Genomic DNA, 15554 nt, shown 5'->3' with positions numbered 1-15554 from the left:
GCGCAAATCGTAACCATCTTGATCGATGCGTCAAGGTCCTTCCGGAACCTTTCGGCCGGTACCGACCAAAGCGTCCAACAGCCGAGCCAACTCCACCGGGGTCCGCGGCCGGGCACCGGCCAGGTCGGGTACGCGGTCCAGCAGCCGGTGCACCACCGGCGCCCACGCCGGAGTCAACGCGGCACCGTCGAGCAGGTCCCCGCCGCCCAACTCGGCACCGGTCACGCCCTGCCGAATCCGGCCACCCGCCACCAGCACCCGCTCGTCGGCCCAGCGGTACGCCAGGTCCACGTCGTGCGTGGCGAGCAGCAGCGTGGTGCCGGCCCGGTGCAGGGCGTCGAGCGTCCGCAGCAGCGCCTCCACCCCCGACGGGTCGAGCCCGGCGGTCGGCTCGTCCAGGATCAGCACCCGGGGCCGCAGCGCCACCGCCCCGGCGATCGCCACCCGCTTGCGCTGGCCGTACGAGAGCAGGTGGGTGGGGCGGTCGGCGAGGTCGGTGATCTCCAACGCCGCCAGCGCCTCGGCACAGCGCTGCCGCACCTGCGCGTCGTCCAGACCGAGGTTGACCGGCCCGAACGAGACGTCCTGGAAGACGGTCGCGGCGAACAACTGGTCGTCCGGGTCCTGGAGCACCAGCTGCACCTGCTGGCGGACGTCGAGCAGCCCGGCCCGGGTCCGGCGCAGCGGCACCCCGCCGACCAGCACCGTGCCCGCGTCGGCGGCCGACGCGCCGACCATCAGCCGGAACAAGGTCGTCTTGCCACCGCCGTTGGGTCCCAGCACGGCCATCCGCCGCCCGGCCGGCACCCGCAAATCGACGTCGGTCAGCACCGGGCGGTCCGCCTCGTACCCGAAGCTGACCCCGCGCAGCTCCAACAGCGGCGGGTCGCCGCTCACCCGAGCGCCACCAGCAGCCGGGTGGCCAGCACCACCGCCGCCAACAGCAGCACGGTGGTCGCCAGGAACGCCACCGACGGTTGCCGCACCTCGGTGCGTACCGCCAGCGAGCCGGTGTAACCGCGCAGCGCCAACCCCTCCTCCCAACGCCGGGCCAGCGAGAACGCCCGGACGAAGACCGCGCCGGCCTGCCCGGCCAGCGACCGGTAGGTGCTGGCCCAGGTGCGGTAGCCCAGCCGGGCCGCCTGGGCCTGCCGCACCGCGTGCACGCTCTCCAGCAGCAGGAACAACATCCGGTAGATCAGCGCGGCCACCTCGGTGACCGCGCTGGGCACCCCGAGTCGCTGGAGTCGGGGCAACACGTCGGCGAGCGGCGTGGTGGCGGCGAACAGCAGCAGGCAGAGCAGCGCGGCGCAGGCCCGACCGGCGGTCGCGGCGGCCGTCGCCAGCCCCTCCGGCGCCCACCGCACACGCGTCGGGCCGGAGACCGCCACCAGCATCGGCACCGAGCCGGTCAGGATGAACAACAGCGGGGTCCGGGCCGCCCGGACCAGCAGGCGCGGCGGCAGCGCCGCCGGCCCGAGCAACGCCACCGCCGCGGTCAGGCCCACCACCAGGGCGCCCGGCCACGGTGGCAGGAGCAACGCGCAGCCCAACAGCCCCAGGGCCAACAGGGCCTTCTCCGCCGGGTGGCGGCGTCGCCAGGGGCTGGCGTACGCCGCCACGTCCAACGCGAGCACTAGTCGGTGGTTTTCTCCCCGGTCGCGGTCTGCTCGCCACGCAGCCGCTGCCGGGTCCGGGCGACCCCGAAGTAGTAGCCGAGGAACCCGGCGCCGAGGGCGGCCTGGAGCGCGAACAACGCCGACTCGATCTCACCCGACGGCGGCTCGTAGATCGAGCTGAACCACGGCTCGTAGTCGGGGTGGTCGTTGACGATCGCCTCCTCGGCGAGGGCGTCTGCCCCGGCGAACGGCTCCTCGCCGCTGCCGAGCCCCAGCACCAGCGGCGCCACCGCCAACGCCACCACGGCGAGCAGCAACAACAGGTTGGTCCGGCCGAACGACTTCACGCCACCGCTCCCTGGGTCGTCGGGGCCGGACGGCGCAGAATGCCGAGCCGGCGGAGTTCCTGCGGGCTCACCCGGACCAGCAACCGGACCACTAGGACGGTGAGCAGCCCCTCGCTGATCGCCAGCGGGATCTGGGTGACCGCGAAGATGGACCCGAACTTGGCCAGCGCGCCGACGAAGCCCGAATCCGGGTCGGGGAAGGCCAGCGCGAGCTGGGCACTGGTCACGCAGTAGGTCGCCAGGTCGGCCAGGGCGGCGGCGAAGAACACCGAGATGCCGAGGCCGCCACCGAGCCGGCGGATCAGCGCGTACACGCCGAAGGCCACCCAGGGGCCGACGATCGCCATCGAGAAGACGTTCGCGCCGAGCGTGCTCAACCCGCCGTGGGCCAGCAGGAGTGCCTGGAACAGCAGCACGATCGTGCCGAGCACACTCATCACGGGGGCTCGGAACAGGATCGCGCCGAGACCCACACCGGTCGGATGGGAGCAGGAGCCGGTCACCGAAGGGATCTTCAGCGCCGACAGGACGAAGGTGAACGCCCCGGCCGCGCCGAGCAACAGCTTCGCGTCGGGGTTCGCGCGGACCTGCTGGACCAGGTTGCGCGCACCGTGGATGACGAACGGTGTCGAGACCGCGAACCATGCCGCCGCCTGCACCGGTGGTAGGTAGCCCTCAGCGATGTGCATGAGTCGACCTCCCCTTCCAACACCTCGTGGACGAGATCACACGTCGGGGTCGGTCTCCTGGCTCCCGGATCGTCGCGTACTCCGGCCTTCCCAGGTCCTCCACGGACCCAGTGGCGTACAAGTCGGAGCGAACTCCCCGGTCACAGTGGCGAGGGCCGCGCCGGTCTCACACCGGCTTCCCGTTACCGCGACGGCGCGACGTTATCCGTTCTGCGCACCGGCGCACAAGACTCATCGATGCCCCAGCGGCCGTACTCGGGTGAAGAGTGCCGTTTGTCACGACGATTCCCGGGTAGACGCCAGATCCGTTGCGAGAAGGGGGCCGGCGGGTTGGACGAGAACGAGTTCATCGAGTCCGTGGCGAACCGCACCGGCGCGTCGACGGAACAGGCGACCGCCATCGCGCGCGCCACCCTGACCACGCTGGCCGAGCGGATCGACGGAGGCGAGGCCCGGGACCTGGCCGAGCAACTCCCGGAAGGGCTGCGGGCGTACACGTTCGCGCCCAGCGAGACCGCCGAACGCTTCGGGCTCGACGTGTTCGTCCAGCGCGTCGGCGGCCGAGCCGACGTCGACCCCGACCTGGCCGAGGCCGGCGTCCGGGCGGTGATGGACACCATTCGAGGTGACGTCGCCCCCGCCGACTACGACGACGTCATCGCGAACCTGCCGGCCGAACTGTGGCAGGTGGCCAACCCGGCGCCGTCCTACGACGCGCAGCGCGACCGCGGCTAGCGGATCACCGGGCGGTCAGGTGGGGTGCCGGCTCCACGTACACCGGCAGGTGATGCCCGGCCCGGGCGCAGAAGAGGGCGACCTCGTACGCCATGTCGCCCACCTCGGCCGAGCCGTCGATACCGACGGTGAGGATCGCCCCGTTGCCGGTGGTGGCGTGGAACAGGAACGCCCGCGACATCTGCACCACCACCTGGTGCAGCTCACCCTCACCGCACAGTCGGGCGGCGGCCAGACCCAACGCCTGGAGACCACAGACCACACTGGACAGTTGCTCGGCGATCTCCTCGTCGATGCCCCGCGAGGCCCCCAGCATGATGCCGTCCGGGGAGAGCACCACCGCGAACTTGGCACCGGGCACCCGATCCACGATGTCGTCGAGCGCGTCGTTGAGATTCTCGGCGGTGACCAGGGCATGGGTCATAAGGGCGCTGTCCTCTCGTCGAAACTCCTACGTTCGTACCAGAGAAGACCCGGCGTCAGGGGGCTGACACTCCCCCTGATCCTGTTCCCTGATCCTCCTAACGTACGACGACGCTGGTCACCCTAATCGGACGGGTCGGACGGCACGATCACGCCGGGAATCGCTCCTCTGACCGACGGTGACGCCCGCTCAGGACGACGGCACCGGGCCCCGCAACCCCACCAATCCGGGTACGGCGACACGACCCAGTTCGGCGCCGCTGGCCGGGTCGAGCCATCTCAGCGCGTCCCGCCCACCCACATAGAGACGACCGCTGTCCGGGCCGAGGAGGAGACCGCTGACGGGAGCGTCGACCGGCCGTTCGGCGACGACCCGCAGACCGGCGGCATCCACGGTACGCACCACACCGGCCCCGCCGAGGAACAGTCGATCGTCGTCCGCCGTCGCGTACGCCGGGCCGGACGCTACGGGGACGGCGGCGGTGCGGCGTACCGTCAGCTCCTCGGTGGAGATCTCGGCGACGGTGCCGGAGGTGAGGTCGGCGACGTACAGCCGGGAGCCGTCCGGGGCGATCGCCATGGCGTGCCCGTCGGCCGGTCCCTCCCCGAACGGGTGCGGCAGGTCCACGCAGTACGCCCACCGCTCGTGCAGGTGCAGCGTGTGCACGAAGGCGTGGACGTCGCTCCCCGGCCGCCCGCTGATGCGGTCCCGGGTGTGCCGGTGATCGGGTTGGTGGGTGTAGAGCGTGTACAGGACGTGACGGGCCGGGGCGAGCACGGCCTGCCGCCCGTCGCCGCGCATCTCCTCCTCCGCGCCCGCCGGAATCGTCTGCTTGAGGCGGGTCTGCAACGGGCCCGCCACACCGGTGGCGAGGTCGACCACCCGGACCCGGTACCGGTCCGGTGCCTGCGGCGGCAGCCACTCCAGCACGAACAGGCCGCTGTGGTCGTGGGTGAACGCCTCCGGGACGACGTTGCCCGGCAGCCGTAGTCGCTGCCGCACTCCATCCGCGTCGGCGATCAGCACCGGCGTGACGTCCCGCCCGGCCGGAGACGCTGCGGTGACGCTCACCGCCTCGGTGGTCAGTGCCACCCACCTGCCGTGGGCGGAGACTGTCTGCGGCACCCAGCGTCCGGGCAGTCGCACCCGCGCGGAGGCGACACCCGTGGCGGTCTCGATCCGCCAGAACGCGGTGTCGGCGCCCTCCGGTGCGCTCGCGTACACCGACCGCCCGTCGGCGGTGGCGACGGCGTGCGGAATGACCTGCCGCTCGGCACCGCGCAGCAGGACGACTCCGTCGGCCAGGTCCAGGAGCAACGGATCCGGCGGCACCGCCGCCACCCGGGACCCGGTCGGATCACACCCGACCAGCGTCGCGGCGCCCGCGCCCACCAGCGCGGACAACAGGGTACGGCGGGTGGTCGTCCTCGTCGCCATCATGCCCGGATGACACCGCCACGCCGATTCCGGTTCCGTCGGCGGACAGTGGAACCTGGACGACGCGACCGGTGTCAGGACAGTGATCCCACCGGAGGTTTCCCTGGACGACGAGGAGTTCGTCACCCGCGCGCAGGCAGGTGACCTGGAGGCGTACGAACTCCTGGTCGCCCGGCACACCGCGTCCGCGTACCGGACGGCGATCCTGCTCGGCGCGGGATCCGACGCGGAGGACGTGGTCCAGGAGGCGTTCGTGAAGGGCTACCGGAAACTGTCCCGCTATCGCGGCGACGCCTCGTTCCGATCCTGGCTGCTGGCGATCGTGGCGAACGAGACGCGCAACCTGCACCGGTCACGCGACCGGCGTACCGGTCTGGTGCTGCGGGCCGCCCGGGTGGCCCCGAACTCGGAGGCGGTCGAGGACGGGGCCGTTGACGCCGTCCTCGCCGGGGAACGGCGGGCTACCCTGGTCCGGGCACTGCGGTCGCTTCCGGAGCGCGACCGCGAGGTCATCGTCTGCCGCTACTTCCTCGACCTGTCCGAGGACGAGACGGTCGCCATGCTCGGCTGGGCACGCGGCACGGTGAAGTCGCGGACCTCCCGCGCCCTGGTGAAGCTGCGCGGCCTGCTCGACGTCCAGGGGCTGAGCCGTGGCTGACCTCGAACGGGAACTGCGCGAGCTGTCCGCCTGGCTGGAGACCCCCGAGCCACCGGACGTCACCGCCCGGGTCCGCGCCCGGCTGGCCGCCCCCGCCCGATCCTCGCGGACCATCGACGGACGCCGCCGTCGGTGGCGGTACGCGGTGGCCGCGCTCCTCGCCGCCCTGCTGGTCGCGACCCTGCCACCCGGCCGGGCCGCGCTCGCCGACGCGATGGCCGGGCTGCTGCGCTTCGCCGGCATCACCATCAGCACCGCACCCGACCCGTCGCCACCGACCGCTCCCCCGTCACCGCTGCCCGCGCAACGCCCGGCCGACCTGAGCGAGGCGCGACGGCTGGTACGGTTCCCGGTCCGGGTGCCGGCGGCGCTGGGCCCGCCCGACCAGGTGCTGGTGGCCGACCCGGACGGCGCGGGCGGTCACCGGGTGGCGACCCTGCTCTATCGGGGCGGTGAGATCCGGCTGGACGCCTTCGACGGACGCCTCGACGGCGTCTTCTTCAAACAGGTCGGCGGTTCCGGGGCGCAGTGGATGGAGATCGGCGGACGACAGGCGGTGTGGATCGCCGGCCCGCACCCGATCTCGTACGTGGATCGGGACGGGATGGTGCGGGAGGAGAGCGCCCGGCTGGCCGCCGCGACGCTGATCTGGGAACAGGGCGGGGTGACCTACCGCCTCGAAGGCGAGCTGACGATGACCGAGGCAATCGAGATCGCGTCGTCGCTCGAATAGCGCGAATCAACGCCACGTCACCGCCTCCAGATCACAATCGCATTGCCGGGTCTCGATACTGTTCACGGTCGTGGACGAGCTGACGGTCGGGCAGCGGGCGGCGCGGCTTCTGGAGGGCGACGACCTCGACAAGGACGACGTACGTTTCTTCCTGGCGCGCCTCCTACAGGTGCAGGAGGACCAGGGACGAGCGGCCAGCCGGGCGGTGTCCCGGGGGCTCGCTCTCGCCGCCGCATTCGTCGTCCTCACGCACAGCACGCTCCTGGAAGCCGAACTGCTGGGGATGAAGATCCATGACATCTCCCCGGTGCGGCTCGTCATCCCGGTCGCCATGATGCTCATGGTGCTCCGTGCGGTCACCGCCCTACGGCTATCCCTCTTCTATCGACGCGTCTTCCACGAGGCGGCCGGTCAGCAATTGCCGAGCTGGCGGGCGTCCGGGCTGCTACCTCTGCTCAGCCCGTGGAACGGGCCGATGTCGACCCATGCCAGCCCGGTCCGACTCGACGTCGATGAGCATCCGGCAGTGGACCGCCTGCATCAGGTGATGCGAACGACTGACTCCTGGGCGGGGATCACCGCCCTCGCGGCATTCCAGGTGTACGCGTTCGTCATGTTGTTCCACGATCCGCGAGTCCCGACCATCGCGACCGTCGCTTGTCTCGTTCTCACGGTGAGCCTGATGTCGTTCGTCGCCACGTACCTGTGGTACGCCAACCTCAGTAGACGTACTCCGGCTCCGCATTGAAAGCGCGCATCACCCGGATGTTGATCAGACGATTTCATTCTTGCCTCACGGCATGGGGGCAGGGGCGAGGCTGATCAGACCGCACCCGTACGCCTTCCCATGACCGATGCCCTGCCGAACCGCCGTACGGAAGGCATCCGCATCCGTGACGATCAGGTGCCCCTCGAACCGCACCGGCACAACGGTGATCGGCCCTCGATCGCCAGGGCGGGCTTGGCCTGCCTGAGTGAGGCACGGTGACGGTGACACATCGGGCTGCCCGTTGTGCGCGGTCGGCACCACGAAACCGTGCTGGTTCCCCTTCCGGATCAGCCATTCGATCTGTTCTTCCGGCTTGTGCCGGGCAATCCGCTTGCCCCGGGGACGCTTGCCGCCCTCGTTCGGTGACTGTGTGGAGGTGGGTCGGATGACGCTGCGGGTCGGGTTGCCCACCAGCCGGAAGGCGAATCGTCGGCCCGGGGTGATGGCGTCGAGGAGCGGTTGCAGGCTGCGCACCTGGGCGGGCTCCGTGAGGTAGTCGGCGGTCAGGCGACTCCAGTCGGGCTTGGAACTGCTCTGCACGTACTGCGCGAAGCCGCGGTGGACGCTGTCGAGCCGCCACAACACGGCTTGAGACTGCCGGGCGGGGCTGTCGTCGGCCAGGTCCGGCCAACCGGACATCACGGTCCGGTGCATCTGTCGAAGGTCGGCGTGGTCGCGGCGGAAGTCACGCGAGTACACGTTGACCGTCAGCTTGCTGAGATACACGGCGCGTCCTTCGTGGTGATCAGGTCGTCGGTCAGGGGCACGGTTCCGGACCGGACCGCACGGGCGGCGTAACGCCGGTCGTCGGGCGTGAACGACTCGGGGACGTCCATCCGCAGTTCGGCGTCCGGATCGGTCAGGTCGCAGTCGATGACCGTTCGCAGCGGTTGCCGGTCGGGACGTCTCCGCTCGGCGGCGCGGATCTCGGGCCGGTCCTCCAGCCACGGGTGGGTGGCGAGGACCACCTCCAGTGGTTGCCTGGTCAGTCCCTGGCCCGTGAGAGCCCCGTCGTGATGACCGTTGGTGAGCAGCGGCCGGGCCGGTGGGAAGGCGCGCCGGCCGAGGAACAGTGGCCAGACCGGTGCCCGCAGCGCCCGTTGGATCTGATCGAGGCGATCCTCGTCGGCATCGGCGAGGACGACGAGGAAGACGGCGTCAGCGAGGTAGTAGCGGTGGCTGAGGGCCGTACGATGCCCGCTGCCGGACGTGGTCGGCACGTTCTGGGTGACGTGGTAGTCGCGTTCGAGGATGCCTTCTCGGTCCACCCGGACACCCATCCGCAGCGTGCTCAGCTCGGCCAGGCAGTCCGACTCGTCGCGCGGAACACCGAGAGCTGCGGCGATCAGCCCGACGACGCCGGACTTCGTCGGCTCCCGCGCGGTGTCCCGGATGCTGCCGCGTGAGCGGGTTCCCCAGGACTGCATCGGCGCGTCGAGGCAGAGGGCGATCGAGTACACGGTCAGCCCTTCGTCGCGGCCAGCACCCGGGCCACCAGTTCGTGCCGGCTGGGTGCGACCTCTCTCTCGTCGAGCCCCGCCACGTCCGCCGTGATCGAAGCCGCTACCACCGCTCGGAGGTCGTCCTCGCCGTAGAACCGGCGTAGCCGGTTGAAGTGGCCGAAGAGTTGCTGGGTGGAGGTCACCATCAGGTCGTTGCCGGTGACCGGCTTGAGGAAGGCGTTCGCCAGGTTCCAGGCGCTCCTGTCTCGCACGACCACCAGCAGCGTCTCCGGCGGGGTGAGGGCCGCCGTCGAGTTCTGCTTGCCGCTCGGTACGGCGTCGATGAACGCCTCCAACCAGGCCCTCGTCGCTCGCGCCACCAGCTCGGTGTCGCCGCTCAGATTGCTGGCGAGCTGGTCGAGGTGCAGGTTGGCGTAGCGGTAGTAGCAGGCGGAGTTGAAGTCGACGGTGCCGATCATGTCGGCTCCGGACTCGTCCTGCGGCTGGAGGTCGTCGACGGCGGTGTAGTAGTCGTACTCGTTGACCACGGCGTGCGTCGAGATCGCGTGCGCGACCTGGGACGCTGCGCTCACGTTGAAGTCTTTGTTGTCCGCGATCATGCGACCGAAGAGCGCGACGTCCACCACGCGGCTGGCGTCGAGAATCCGCGCTGCCGCGTCCAGCGTCGCCTTGTCCGGCTTGACCTTGCTCGTCTTCTCCTCGGTGGCGTCGGCCTTCTTCTTCTCGGCGGCCTTGGCCCGGTCCACGGCGTCGGCGGCCAGCCGGTCCCAGTCGCGCTCGCAGTACTCGGCGAGCAGCGTGGCCGCTTCGGTGCCGACGAAGAGGAGGTACTCGCTCAGCGTCTTGCGCCGCTTGTCGAGCCCGAAGCCGAGAGCGAGCAGTCCCGACGAGGCCACCGCGACGGCTTCCTCATAATCGCGTTGGTGCTCGTCCCTGAGTAGCCCGGCGGCCTGCTCCACGAGTCGCTTGGTGCGCACCCCGGTCTCGTCGGGCCTCAGCCCGTAGCGGTTGAAGAGCAGCCGGGCGGCGCGCTTGAGCGACTGGCTGGAGATACGACCGCGTAGCTGACCGCCGAAGGTGGCGGTCTTCGGCTGCCCGACGTCGTCGCGGTTCAGGTTGCTCACCGGGAAGGACTGGAGCAGGTGCAACTCGATGATCACTGGTTCTCCTGGCTAGGCGTTGGCCGGCGCGGCGGCGACGCCTTCGGCCGGGTCGGTGTGGGTGCGGTCAGTGGGTGTGGTGGGACGCTTGGGCCGGTGGTACTCCCTGGCCCAGCGCAGCCGGGTCCGGTGCGCCTGCTCCGCTGACTCCTGCATGTCCACCAGGTCGGCGAGCAACCGGTGGTAGTCGACAGCGACGTCCTCGGCACGGAGAAGTTGGATGGCCTGCCGGAGGTAGTGCGGCAGTGCGGGCGGGTCGACCGAGAGCAGTTGGGTAAACCGTCGCGCCGCCGTGGACCGCTTCTCGACCAGGTTGCGCATCGCGAGGCCGAGGCCGCGTCCCCGGGCCACGCCATGTGGGTGCAGGGCGAAGAGCCCCGCGACGAGAAGCCAGACCTGCTGCTCCCGCTCGGGCGGGTCGTGGGGGAAGACGACGTCGTACGCCTCGGCTTCCTGCCGTCCGCCCGTGAAGGACCGCCGCAGTCGGGCCAGCGTACGGCGGGCTTCACCGGACTTGTGCGGGTTGCCGGAGTCGAGAGCGTAGTGCAGCCCGTAAAGGCTGCGCACGAACGCGTCCCGCCGTTGACCCACCGTCGGTGGTGTGTTCATGAGCGCCGTCTCCTACTCGACGTAGCGGGCGAGGTAGCCGCGGTATCTGGGGCGAATGTCGTGGTCGAGTTGGTCGAGGAACTGCTCGTAGCACTGGCCGGCGACGTCGAGACTGCGACCATGTCGCAGTGCGCGCTCGGCCCACCGCTCGGCGGCCTCGGAGGCGATCCGCCTGACCGCGTGCTCCCAACCGTCGGTGGCCGGGCGCGGGCTGATCTCCGCGTCCAACGCTTCGGCGAGGGTGTGCAAGAAGGTGTCGAAGGGCCCGGAGAGCAGTGGCCAGTACGTCAGGTCGAGACCGACGGACGCGGTCGCCCTGAACTCCGCGCGGTACTGCCGCTCCATCGAGTTGAGCGCGCTGCCAGCGAGGTTGGCCAGTTCGATGCTGTGTCCGATGATCACCTCGGCCACCTGATGGTCGGAGCGCAACAGCGCGACCGGGGCCGCGACCGTCTCCTCCATGGTCTGCTGCACGACCGTCTTCTTGCTGTCGAGCTGCTGCCCGAAGACCCGCAGGGTGTAGACGGCCTTCCGAGGGATCACGTCCTTCATGACCATCGCGGCGACGTGGTCGAGGGCCAGTGGTCGCTGCCAGTGCCGTTCCTCGGAGGCGACCGGGGCGAGCAGCATCTCCTGGCTGAACCGCCACACCCCCCGGTGCTCCTTGAGCCGTAGTGCGTACCAGGGGCCGTACTTGGGTGCGGTGGTGCCCTTCCTGGTGGTGCGGGCTTCTCTGATCCTCGGCCGGCGGTGGGCGGCCATCCACTCGTGCTCTTCCAGCTCACCGGAGAGCCGGGTACCGGGGGTGATCACCACCCGGTCGACGTGCGTCTGGCCGTCGATCTGCCGAGGCATTAGCCACACTCGGCGCGACGGCCAGGTGAGCAGGTCGGTCCAGCCCTTCGGGTGCCGCTTCGCCGGCTCCGGCCCGGGCGGGGGCGCCTCCCACGCCGGACGGTCGTCCAGGTCGGTCGTCCGGGGGCTCTCGCCCGGCCGGTACGGCACGAGGTTGAGCAGCAACGTCTCCTTGAGCGTGCTCCCCTCCACCAGGACCATTCCCAGGCCGTTGACGGGGGCGGCCTGGGAGGACTTGTCCTTCGCATACGGGGTCTTCATGCCGCCCGGGTCGTACGCCTGGAGGGTGACCAGCCACCGCGCGGCCTCGGCGGGCGTCAGGCGCACCTCGGCCTGCGCGGTGGTGTGGTCGAAGAGGGTGGTGTTGTTGCCGACCGCCCGGTAGGACACCAGCTTCGCCGCGCTGGACGCCGGGACACCGGCCACCGCCGGGCACTGGAGGAACGGCTGAACGGCGTCGAACAGCTCAAAGCGGTCGGCGTGCAGCTTGGGTGCGGGCAACTCGTCCGCCTGCCACAGCGCTGCCCATTGCTCGCCGTCGGCCGGGCCGTAGACCCGGTGCATCAGCGCCAGGACGAGTCGGTGCAGGGCCGCCGTCATCGGCGGACTCTGGCCGAGGATGCGACGAATCTTGTGCGCCTCGGTCAACAGGGTGATGAGGTCGACATCCTCGTGCGTGCCGTCCATCCGCAGCACCGGCACCCACGGTTGCGTGGTCAGGTTGAAACGCACCGGCTCACCCGTCCTGGTCGTCATCGTCAAGGTCCTCGACCGGGCTGATGACGCGCAGGCCGATCGCGTCGGAGTAGCGCACCGCCCACGCGCCCACCGTCCCCACCCCGTCGCGCACCACGATCGGGCGAGAGTCGATGAGCCACGGCGAGGCGGCGAAGGTCGCCGGCACCGGGATCGCGCGCAGCGCGTCGAGCACGGTCGGCGGAGTTCCTTCGATCGCCGTGAGCCGGACCGTCGAGTCGAGCAGTTCGGAAAGCGACTCCGGCCCAGGGGCCTGCCCGTCGGCGAGGTCGATTGGTCGCACGCCCGCCACCGGCACCGTCCGCCCGTTCTCCTCGCGCAGCACGACCACGTCGACCCCATCGCCGGGGACCGAGGTCCCGCCGTACTCATCCATCGCGGCGGCTCCGTCCGTCCGGCTTGCGGGTCTGACCGCTGTGGCGTGGGTGTCGGGTGAGTTCACGTAGCGCGTCCGGCACCGTCGGGGGCGGGAGATAGAGGGCTTTGGCCATGTCGTGGTCGGCGCGGTGCGCCCGGTCGAGCTTCTGCTGCGCGCGGTGCCATCGGGTCTGCCAACCGGCCGGGTACACGATCCGGTCCGGCTCCGAATAGACGGCGTCCACCATGTCCGGCACGTCGTCGGGCATCCGCAGCTCCTGCCGACCGCGCAGCAGGGCCCAGCTCCGCAACAGAACCGCATCCTGATAGATGTTCGTGGTGTACGGCGGCCAGGTCGGGCCCGCGTCGTTCTCGGTCACCCCCACCACCGCGAGGGTCGGCGGTGACTGAGGATCGATCTTCCGGAATCGGTGCAGCCGCCCGGCCCGCTGGATCAGGCTGTCGACCGGCGCCGGATCGCTCACCATCGCGTCGAAGTCCAGGTCGAGGCTCTGCTCCAGCACCTGGGTCGCGACGACGACGAACCCCGCCTGTGGTGCCCGACTGCCGTCCCGGCCGAACCGCTCGCGCAACTCCTGCTCCACGCTGGCGCGCACCGCCGCCGTCAACTGACCGGTCAACGCCACGATCTGCGGTCGCTCCGAATCGGGCAGCCCGTTCGTCGCCTCTTCGAGCATCGCCACCGTGTGGTCGACCCGCCGCACGAGGTTGTGCACGACGGCGACGCCCCGTCCGGCACGCGCCTGCCGCAGCACCCACCCGGTGAGGTCGGCGTCGGTGAGTTGGAGCAACGCGATGCGCCGATCCGCGTTGGTGTCGGAGGCTTCCGCCTGCACGACTTCGGGGACGCCCCGGTCGTCGAGCCAGAGCGCATGCGGGTAGGTCAGCGCGGGCAGACTCACCTCCATCTCGTCGGGACGTGACCGCCGGGCACCGGCGTACCAGTGGCGGAGCAGGGCCTCCCGGCGGACCCGGGGCAGGGTCGCGGACAGCAGGATCACCGGCACCCCGAGCCGGCCCATCCACCACAGGATGCGGTCCAGGATCGTCGACATGTACACCTGATAGCCGTGGACCTCGTCGAGGATCAGCACCCGGTTGGAAAGCCCGACCAGCGGCACCGGGGCCCACGAGGACCGGATGCCTCCTTGCAGGATGCGGTCCACGGTGCCCACGGCCAGCGGGGCGAGTAGCGCCCTCAGCCTGGTGAACCACTCCCGCACGGCGGCGTCCTGAGGGCCGGCAGGATCGTCGGTGCCGACATGCTCCGCCGTGATCGGTTCCGACCTGGCCGTCCGGGCGCGCCGGTCGGCCAGGTGCTCGGCAGCGGTGCCGTGCAGCAGCTTCACCGACAACGTCGGGTCGACGCCGGCCACCAACGCGTCGACCTCGTCGAACACCTGGTTGCTGGTCGCCCGGGTGGGCATGGCGACGAAGAACCCGGCGAGCCTGAGCCGGTCGACCAGACCGAAGGTCGCCTGGAGCGCGATCTTCGTCTTGCCCTCTCCGGTGGGAGCCTCGACGATCAGAATGCCCGGACGATTCCTGGTGCTGAGCATTCGCTCGCACGCCCGTTGCAGCGGACGAGGCTGCTGCCCATAGAGCGCGACGAAGCCGAGATCACCCGCCGGCTGCCACGCGGACCATCCGAGCCGGTCGACGACCTGCTCGACGGCACGCTTCCGCGCGAGCCGGAGATAGGCCACCAGGTCGACATCGCTGCCGGCGTGGGTGGCCTTACGGATCGATCCGGAGGCGATCCAGTCGCTGACCGTGGTCAACCCGGCGAGCGCGACCGCGCCGCCGATCCCGAGCTGCACCTGCGACCAGCCGACCGTGCGGGGATCAGGCAACCCCAGCAACTCGGCGGTACGGCAGAACAACTCCTCGGCCCAACGCGCCCATCGCCGCCCGCCGTGATCCGGCACGGCCACCTCGGCGTCGAGCAACACGCTGTCGGAGAAGAAGCTGCCGTGATGCCCGCCGATCGCCTGTGCCACCGTCCGGGCCGTCGCGGGCTCGGCTCCCCACTCGACCAGAAGCTGCCGGACATGGTGGCAGGTCAGGATCCCGTGCAGGGTGTCGGTCCGTCCACCCCGTGCCCTGATCCGGCTCAGCCGGTCGGTCTGTGCGACCGCCTCCGGCGGAAGCAGCCTCGCGGCGACATCGGCCCGCAACGCCTGGAAGGCGGGCGAGAGTTTGCCGAGATCGTGCACCCCGCAGAACAGGCCGACCCAGGTGGCAGTGTCACCGCCGAGCGGGGCGAAGGCGGCATCGAGCTCCGCACGGCAGGCGGCGCTGAGCAGCCGTTCGTAGAGCAGCTCGGCGACGGCGGCGGTGTCGAGCGTGTGGCAGATCAGGGGATGCGGAACGGTTTCCTCGCCCTGTTTGGCCACGCCGGCCTTGCCCCAGAAGACACGGACGTCCACCTGCTCACCACTCAGAGGCACAGCGGCCACACCCACCCCGTCCATTTCCGACAATCAGTGCGAACTCGTTAACGAGCTACAGGCTCATGCGCTGTGGTAGTCATGCACGAGTGCCGAGGATGACCGGTCGGAGATCAACCATCAAAGCACCTGTCAGGAACGTGACATACTGCTGCATATCCTTGCCAGGCAAGGGTGATCCATAGCTCGCCGACGCGGGCATGCCGTGGAGATCGCATTCCCCGCGCTCGCGGGGGTGGGGCCGAGGGAATCGTCCCTCGGCCCAATCTCCGGCGAAGATCACATCCGCACGATGATGTAGAAGATCAAGACCACCAGGCAGATCACCTCCACCTGCGGCAGAGTCACCGAAAGCTGGATGTTGGGGCGGACGGACACTCTTGCTCCTCAAGTAGCTGGCTGATGTGGGAATGCCAGCGCCGTGACCGACGCGGTGACGACTGTAGCAAAGCGACGGTCGCTGGATTCGCTT

The 15554-nt window shown here is 70.3% G+C and carries 17 protein-coding genes and 1 riboswitch; of the genes, 4 read left to right on the top strand and 13 right to left on the bottom strand.

Features of this window, described 5'->3' with window-relative positions:
- Positions 1 to 30: 30 nt before the first annotated feature.
- The 4 genes from ACZ31C_RS10825 to ACZ31C_RS10810 are packed head-to-tail and all read right to left on the bottom strand — an operon-like array spanning position 31 to position 2655.
- Positions 31 to 897 (bottom strand): energy-coupling factor ABC transporter ATP-binding protein, encoded by an 867-nt coding sequence (locus tag ACZ31C_RS10825; RefSeq protein WP_465795071.1) that lies wholly within the window; start codon positions 895 to 897, stop codon positions 31 to 33.
- Complete coding sequence (cbiQ, locus tag ACZ31C_RS10820) at positions 894 to 1637, bottom strand: cobalt ECF transporter T component CbiQ (protein ID WP_465795070.1); 744 nt, start codon at positions 1635 to 1637, stop codon at positions 894 to 896. Before cbiQ ends, ACZ31C_RS10825 begins: the two co-directional genes overlap by 4 nt.
- Positions 1637 to 1966, bottom strand: coding sequence for an energy-coupling factor ABC transporter substrate-binding protein (locus ACZ31C_RS10815; RefSeq protein ID WP_350697719.1), 330 nt, complete (start codon positions 1964 to 1966; stop codon positions 1637 to 1639). Before ACZ31C_RS10815 ends, cbiQ begins: the two co-directional genes overlap by 1 nt.
- On the bottom strand, positions 1963 to 2655 hold the full coding sequence (locus ACZ31C_RS10810) for an energy-coupling factor ABC transporter permease (protein WP_396748317.1): 693 nt from the start codon (positions 2653 to 2655) through the stop codon (positions 1963 to 1965). Before ACZ31C_RS10810 ends, ACZ31C_RS10815 begins: the two co-directional genes overlap by 4 nt.
- Positions 2656 to 2685: 30 nt before the next feature.
- Positions 2686 to 2860, bottom strand: a riboswitch (cobalamin riboswitch).
- A gap of 125 nt (positions 2861 to 2985) precedes the next feature.
- Between ACZ31C_RS10810 and ACZ31C_RS10805 the strand changes: the two genes are divergently transcribed.
- On the top strand, positions 2986 to 3390 hold the full coding sequence (locus ACZ31C_RS10805) for a DUF2267 domain-containing protein (protein ID WP_465795069.1): 405 nt from the start codon (positions 2986 to 2988) through the stop codon (positions 3388 to 3390).
- 4 nt (positions 3391 to 3394) lie between these two features.
- Here the strand turns inward: ACZ31C_RS10805 and ACZ31C_RS10800 are convergent, their stop codons facing one another.
- A complete protein-coding gene (locus ACZ31C_RS10800; protein ID WP_465795068.1) occupies positions 3395 to 3814 on the bottom strand; it encodes a roadblock/LC7 domain-containing protein in 420 nt (139 codons plus the stop codon).
- A gap of 189 nt (positions 3815 to 4003) precedes the next feature.
- Positions 4004 to 5254 (bottom strand): YncE family protein, encoded by a 1251-nt coding sequence (locus tag ACZ31C_RS10795; RefSeq protein WP_465795067.1) that lies wholly within the window; start codon positions 5252 to 5254, stop codon positions 4004 to 4006.
- A gap of 79 nt (positions 5255 to 5333) precedes the next feature.
- Between ACZ31C_RS10795 and ACZ31C_RS10790 the strand changes: the two genes are divergently transcribed.
- The 3 genes from ACZ31C_RS10790 to ACZ31C_RS10780 all read left to right on the top strand — a co-directional run bounded on the left by ACZ31C_RS10790 (position 5334) and on the right by ACZ31C_RS10780 (position 7390).
- Positions 5334 to 5909, top strand: a complete 576-nt coding sequence (locus tag ACZ31C_RS10790) for an RNA polymerase sigma factor (RefSeq protein ID WP_465795066.1) — start codon at positions 5334 to 5336, stop codon at positions 5907 to 5909.
- Positions 5902 to 6642 carry a hypothetical protein gene (locus ACZ31C_RS10785; RefSeq protein WP_465795065.1) on the top strand — a complete coding sequence of 247 codons (741 nt, stop codon included), beginning with the start codon at positions 5902 to 5904 and terminating at the stop codon, positions 6640 to 6642. Before ACZ31C_RS10790 ends, ACZ31C_RS10785 begins: the two co-directional genes overlap by 8 nt.
- 70 nt (positions 6643 to 6712) lie before the next feature.
- Positions 6713 to 7390 carry a hypothetical protein gene (locus ACZ31C_RS10780; protein ID WP_465795064.1) on the top strand — a complete coding sequence of 226 codons (678 nt, stop codon included), beginning with the start codon at positions 6713 to 6715 and terminating at the stop codon, positions 7388 to 7390.
- A gap of 45 nt (positions 7391 to 7435) precedes the next feature.
- Here ACZ31C_RS10780 and cas6e read toward each other — a convergent pair whose 3' ends face one another.
- From cas6e to cas3, 7 genes are read right to left on the bottom strand one after another with little or no spacing between them, the layout of a single operon-like run.
- Positions 7436 to 8110: a type I-E CRISPR-associated protein Cas6/Cse3/CasE gene (cas6e, locus tag ACZ31C_RS10775; protein ID WP_465795479.1), complete on the bottom strand. Its 675-nt coding sequence runs from the start codon at positions 8108 to 8110 to the stop codon at positions 7436 to 7438.
- Between the two features lie 8 nt (positions 8111 to 8118).
- Entirely contained in the window at positions 8119 to 8871 is a 753-nt protein-coding gene (gene cas5e / locus ACZ31C_RS10770) for a type I-E CRISPR-associated protein Cas5/CasD (RefSeq protein ID WP_465795063.1), read from the bottom strand.
- A gap of 2 nt (positions 8872 to 8873) precedes the next feature.
- A complete protein-coding gene (gene cas7e, locus ACZ31C_RS10765; protein ID WP_465795062.1) occupies positions 8874 to 10034 on the bottom strand; it encodes a type I-E CRISPR-associated protein Cas7/Cse4/CasC in 1161 nt (386 codons plus the stop codon).
- Positions 10035 to 10046: 12 nt separating this feature from the next.
- Positions 10047 to 10643 carry a type I-E CRISPR-associated protein Cse2/CasB gene (gene casB / locus ACZ31C_RS10760; RefSeq protein ID WP_465795061.1) on the bottom strand — a complete coding sequence of 199 codons (597 nt, stop codon included), beginning with the start codon at positions 10641 to 10643 and terminating at the stop codon, positions 10047 to 10049.
- 12 nt (positions 10644 to 10655) lie between these two features.
- On the bottom strand, positions 10656 to 12254 hold the full coding sequence (casA, locus tag ACZ31C_RS10755) for a type I-E CRISPR-associated protein Cse1/CasA (RefSeq protein ID WP_465795060.1): 1599 nt from the start codon (positions 12252 to 12254) through the stop codon (positions 10656 to 10658).
- Positions 12235 to 12630 carry a hypothetical protein gene (locus ACZ31C_RS10750; protein WP_465795059.1) on the bottom strand — a complete coding sequence of 132 codons (396 nt, stop codon included), beginning with the start codon at positions 12628 to 12630 and terminating at the stop codon, positions 12235 to 12237. The genes casA and ACZ31C_RS10750 overlap by 20 nt, the downstream gene beginning before the upstream one ends.
- Complete coding sequence (cas3, locus tag ACZ31C_RS10745) at positions 12623 to 15061, bottom strand: CRISPR-associated helicase Cas3' (protein WP_465795058.1); 2439 nt, start codon at positions 15059 to 15061, stop codon at positions 12623 to 12625. The genes ACZ31C_RS10750 and cas3 overlap by 8 nt, the downstream gene beginning before the upstream one ends.
- Between the last annotated feature and the right edge of the window lie 493 nt (positions 15062 to 15554).

This window comes from Micromonospora sp. NPDC023869, assembly GCF_055559695.1.
Note: the sequence above shows the minus strand (reverse complement) of the source record. Positions and strands in the feature narration are given on the sequence as shown.

Excerpts from the sequence above, each read along its gene's own strand:
- ACZ31C_RS10810 (WP_396748317.1), bottom strand. The coding sequence starts at position 2,655 with ATGCACATCGCTGAGGGCTACCTACCACCGGTGCAGGCGGCGGCATGG.
- ACZ31C_RS10800 (WP_465795068.1), bottom strand. The coding sequence starts at position 3,814 with ATGACCCATGCCCTGGTCACCGCCGAGAATCTCAACGACGCGCTCGAC.
- ACZ31C_RS10795 (WP_465795067.1), bottom strand. The coding sequence starts at position 5,254 with ATGATGGCGACGAGGACGACCACCCGCCGTACCCTGTTGTCCGCGCTG.
- casB (WP_465795061.1), bottom strand. The coding sequence starts at position 10,643 with ATGAACACACCACCGACGGTGGGTCAACGGCGGGACGCGTTCGTGCGC.
- casA (WP_465795060.1), bottom strand. The coding sequence starts at position 12,254 with ATGACGACCAGGACGGGTGAGCCGGTGCGTTTCAACCTGACCACGCAA.
- ACZ31C_RS10750 (WP_465795059.1), bottom strand. The coding sequence starts at position 12,630 with ATGGATGAGTACGGCGGGACCTCGGTCCCCGGCGATGGGGTCGACGTG.